Here is a 1,156-nt window from a genome sequence, read left to right on the forward strand (position 1 = left end):
CACGAGCCCCGCACGCCCCGCGCCCGCCGCGCGTTGGTCCGATCCAGTGACGACGCACAGGGGAAACCCAGCGTTCACCACGCTCGCCGCCAGGTCGCGGGCCGAGCATGGAGGCATGACCGCCTCCACCACCGCCCGCCGCTCGGAGCTCACCCGGCCCGACGGCACCCCGCTGCGCGTGCTCGTCGTCGACGACGAGTCGACGCTCTCGGAGCTGCTGAGCATGACGCTGCGCTACGAGGGCTGGGAGGTGCGGACGGCGGGCAACGGCCTGGACGCGGTGCGCGCCGCCCGCTCCTTCCGCCCCGACGCGGTGGTCCTCGACATCATGCTGCCGGACATCGACGGCCTGGAGGTGCTGCGCCGGCTGCGCGCCGACGCCACCGACGTGCCCGTCCTCTTCCTGACCGCCAAGGACGCCGTCGAGGACCGCGTCGCCGGGCTGACCGCGGGCGGTGACGACTACGTGACCAAGCCCTTCAGCCTGGAGGAGGTCGTGGCCCGGCTGCGCAGCCTGCTGCGCCGCTCCGGCCTGGTCGCCGCCAAGCAGGAGCCCGTGCTCGCCGTCGGCGACCTGCTGCTCGACGAGGACAGCCACGAGGTCTCCCGTGCCGGCCAGGAGGTCCGCCTGACGGCCACCGAGTTCGAGCTGCTGCGCTACCTCATGCGCAACCCGCGCCGCGTGCTGTCCAAGGCGCAGATCCTGGACCGGGTGTGGAACTACGACTTCGGCGGCCAGGCCAACATCGTGGAGCTGTACGTCTCCTACCTGCGCCGCAAGATCGACGCCGGCCGCGCCCCGATGATCCACACCGTCCGCGGCGCCGGCTACGTCCTCAAGCCCGCCGACGTCGGCTGAGCCCGCACCGCGAGCGCCGACGCGCCACCCTCGGACAGTGACCCCCGCACCGGCCGACCCGCCGGCACCGCGCCGCCGCCTGCGCGCCCCCACGACGCTGCGCAGCCGGCTGCTGCTGACGACCACCGCGCTGCTCGTCGCCGTCGGCCTCGTCATCGGTGTGGTGACCACGCTCGCGCTGCACCACGAGCTGTCGCGGCGGGTGGACCAGCAGCTGGCCGACGCGGTGCAGCGCTCGCAGGTCCTCGGCCGCGGGGGGCCACCGGGCGGCGGGCGCGGCGGGGACGGGGTCTACAC

Annotated in this window: 1 protein-coding gene and 1 pseudogene; both read left to right on the plus strand. The window is 74.6% G+C overall.

Annotated features, from left to right (window positions below; all coding sequences use genetic code 11):
* The first annotated feature begins 115 nt into the window (after nt 1-115).
* Nucleotides 116-859 carry a response regulator transcription factor gene (locus GTQ99_RS23425; protein ID WP_166618045.1) on the plus strand — a complete coding sequence of 248 codons (744 nt, stop codon included), beginning with the start codon at nt 116-118 and terminating at the stop codon, nt 857-859.
* Nucleotides 860-896: 37 nt separating this feature from the next.
* Nucleotides 897-1,156, plus strand: a pseudogene (locus GTQ99_RS23430) (sensor histidine kinase); the annotation flags it as partial.

This window comes from Kineococcus vitellinus, from assembly GCF_009906315.1.
In the GTDB taxonomy this organism is placed as follows: domain Bacteria; phylum Actinomycetota; class Actinomycetes; order Actinomycetales; family Kineococcaceae; genus Kineococcus; species Kineococcus vitellinus.